Annotated in this window: 6 protein-coding genes; all 6 read left to right on the top strand. The window is 60.6% G+C overall.

Features of this window, described 5'->3' with window-relative positions; genetic code table 11:
• Positions 1–198, top strand: a 198-nt coding sequence (locus ACH2EH_RS02345; RefSeq protein WP_395138517.1) for a hypothetical protein, incomplete at its 5' end; no start/stop codon positions are given.
• Entirely contained in the window at positions 191–607 is a 417-nt protein-coding gene (locus ACH2EH_RS02340) for a hypothetical protein (RefSeq protein WP_395138514.1), read from the top strand. The genes ACH2EH_RS02345 and ACH2EH_RS02340, both read left to right, overlap by 8 nt.
• A complete protein-coding gene (locus ACH2EH_RS02335; RefSeq protein ID WP_395138510.1) occupies positions 604–825 on the top strand; it encodes a hypothetical protein in 222 nt (73 codons plus the stop codon). Before ACH2EH_RS02340 ends, ACH2EH_RS02335 begins: the two co-directional genes overlap by 4 nt.
• Positions 822–1,502: a hypothetical protein gene (locus tag ACH2EH_RS02330; protein ID WP_395138507.1), complete on the top strand. Its 681-nt coding sequence runs from the start codon at positions 822–824 to the stop codon at positions 1,500–1,502. Before ACH2EH_RS02335 ends, ACH2EH_RS02330 begins: the two co-directional genes overlap by 4 nt.
• Positions 1,503–1,527: 25 nt before the next feature.
• The gene (locus tag ACH2EH_RS02325; protein ID WP_395138505.1) at positions 1,528–1,986 is read left to right on the top strand and encodes a hypothetical protein; all 459 of its coding nucleotides are present in this window, start codon (positions 1,528–1,530) and stop codon (positions 1,984–1,986) included.
• A gap of 11 nt (positions 1,987–1,997) precedes the next feature.
• Positions 1,998–2,332, top strand: a 335-nt coding sequence (locus ACH2EH_RS02320) for a phBC6A51 family helix-turn-helix protein (protein WP_395138503.1), incomplete at its 3' end; no start/stop codon positions are given.

The following is a 2,332-nucleotide window of genomic DNA, read 5'->3' as shown; positions in this document are numbered from 1 at the left end:
GAGGCTCAGAAGTGGCGAGATTTGGCCGCTGAGGCCTCTGCGCTGGTCCAGGAGCACGGCAAGGGCGATACGGTGCGCGGCGCACCTAGCGCGGGTGTGTGGCAGACCACAGAGGCCGGAGCGCCCATTCGCAAGGCCATGCTGGAGCTTGCCAAGTGGTGGCAGGGCGTTGTGGCGATGGAGGCCCCACGTGGATAACCTCTCCTTCGACTTCGACGCACCAGAGCCAGCTCCCCCGCCACCGACAAAGCCTCTGATTGAGTTCTCGGCGCACCTCGTCGAGGGTAAGAGCCCCGCCGAGATCGCCCACTTTGCCGCGCTTGCTCTAGCCGTTGCCGATTTCGCGTGTCCGGCTTCAAATCGTGGCTACAGCATCAATCCGGGTATGTTGGCCTTTATCGCACAGGCTCGCCACCACGGACAAACCGACGCGAGTCTGAAGCCCATTGGCACCGACGCGGGCGGACGAAACCTGTTCGACGAGGTGGAGGTGGCCCGCTTCGCCAACGAGCTGCTCTGCGGGGTGCGATCTGATCGGCCCAGCATGACACCGGAGCGGTGGGCACTGGCGATCACCAAAGCCCGCGAGATCGGAGGGAAGTCGTGAACGCACAGCTTCGCCGGATGATCGCCGAGCCCGACCGTAACAAGCGGGCGCAGCTCGCCGCACTGGTCCAGGCGGACATCGAGAATCTGAGCAAGAAGTATCTATCCCTCGTAGAACGCCAGGAGCGAATCGTCCGGGCGCTGCTTGCGGCGGGGCTGACGCATATCCCGGACACCGACGAAGTCCTGAGCCTAGAGGGGATTGGCGACAAATTATGAGAAAGACTATCACGGGGCTTTATGTTGACACCGAGACGGGCGGGCTTGACCCCCAGCTCCACGCACTCACAAGCATCTGTGTGGGGAGCTTCGTGCTTTACCCAGACCAAGAGCCTGAGATAGAGAGCTTCTACGCGAGCATCTGTCCCATCCCGGCGCTTATCGTCACCGACAAGGCGCTCCAAGTACAGGGCATCACCCGCGCCAGCCTCTGGGCCAGCCCAAGAGTCCTGGAGAAAGACGCCCTAGGCGATCTGTCCTACTGGCTCTGGAACGAGGGGCAAATTTGGCAATTACCAATCTGGGCACATAACGCCGACTTCGACAGGGGCTTTCTTTCCGCCGCCTGTGATCGCTACCACCCCGGCTGGCACAAAGCGAGCGGTCACCAGCTCGCTACCACAAACCTCTCAGTCTGCGCTCTGGCGGGGCGGGACGCTCGCTGGAACTGCACCCGCTATCTTGCGGAGAAGCTCGTGACGCAGGGGAGGCTGGAGCTGCCCCGAAAGGCCGATGGGGTGGGAAGTGTCTCCCTCGATCCGCTCATGGAGCGCCTGGGCATTGCGGGGAGGGTTGGAGCGGGCCACGATGCCCACGAGGACGTTCGGCTTGGCGTGACGGTGCTAGACAGACTCCTGCGCCTCGATGGGTGGTGGGATGATGAGATGCAAACCTAAGTTCCACAAAAAGGAGTTTGACAAAATGAAAAGCTTAGAATACAATGGCGGAAATACACCTGCACCGACGCAGGAACATAGAGGCGGTCCAGCCGCTGACTGCACGAAAAAGAGTGCTAGTAAAGGCTTAATTGTCTCTAAATGTTTTCCCTCCCGGGCCAACTCCTACGGCAAGGGGCGCAAAAAGCTCTCGTGGCGGCGGCAGTTCGGTAGGTTCGTTGCCGATGAGTGCGGAGTCCGGTTTGTCCCCGATGTCGCTCAGTACGACCCTAAGCGGGCCGAGAAGCGCGTCGAGAAGCGCGAGCGGCTGGAGGATTCCGACATCAGGCAGTGCGAGAGGTTTCTCCAGGAGCTGATCGAGCGTCCAACGATTGACCCCGACCAGGAAGCTCCTGTGGTGATTCAGGGGGAAGCCATACCCGCTCTTAAGGCCGCGATCCTCCAAGGGCTGGCACGGGCAAGTCAACCAAAGGGAGGACGGTGATGGCCTCTGAAATGTCACAAAATTTCACATCGCAACCTCTTGCCAACGCGCGTATGGAGCGAGCTGCCCGGTTGGTGGCTGAGGATGATCTGACGGATGAGCAGATCGCCGAACAAGTTAAGATCACGCGGAGGCAACTTCATAACTGGAGGCAGTCCCCGGAGTTTGAAATCCGCAGAGTGGAGCATGTTGCACAGATCACCCACCAGATCATGCACTCGGGCTACTGCCGAGTAGACAAGCGCCTGGCGCTCCTGAATCGCAACGTGAACCGCTTGGAGGCGATTATCGGGGCGAAGGCGCAGCAGGTTCTCCAAGAGCGATCCAAGGCACGTGAGGCGCTTAG

The organism is Armatimonas sp. (assembly GCF_043760365.1).
Taxonomy (GTDB): Bacteria; Armatimonadota; Armatimonadia; order Armatimonadales; family Armatimonadaceae; genus Armatimonas.
This window is presented reverse-complemented; position numbering and strand designations above follow the sequence as displayed.

Bases quoted from the DNA above. Each gene is read 5' to 3' on its own strand.
- ACH2EH_RS02325 (WP_395138505.1), top strand. From the start codon at position 1,528: ATGAAAAGCTTAGAATACAATGGCGGAAATACACCTGCACCGACGCAG.
- ACH2EH_RS02330 (WP_395138507.1), top strand. From the start codon at position 822: ATGAGAAAGACTATCACGGGGCTTTATGTTGACACCGAGACGGGCGGG.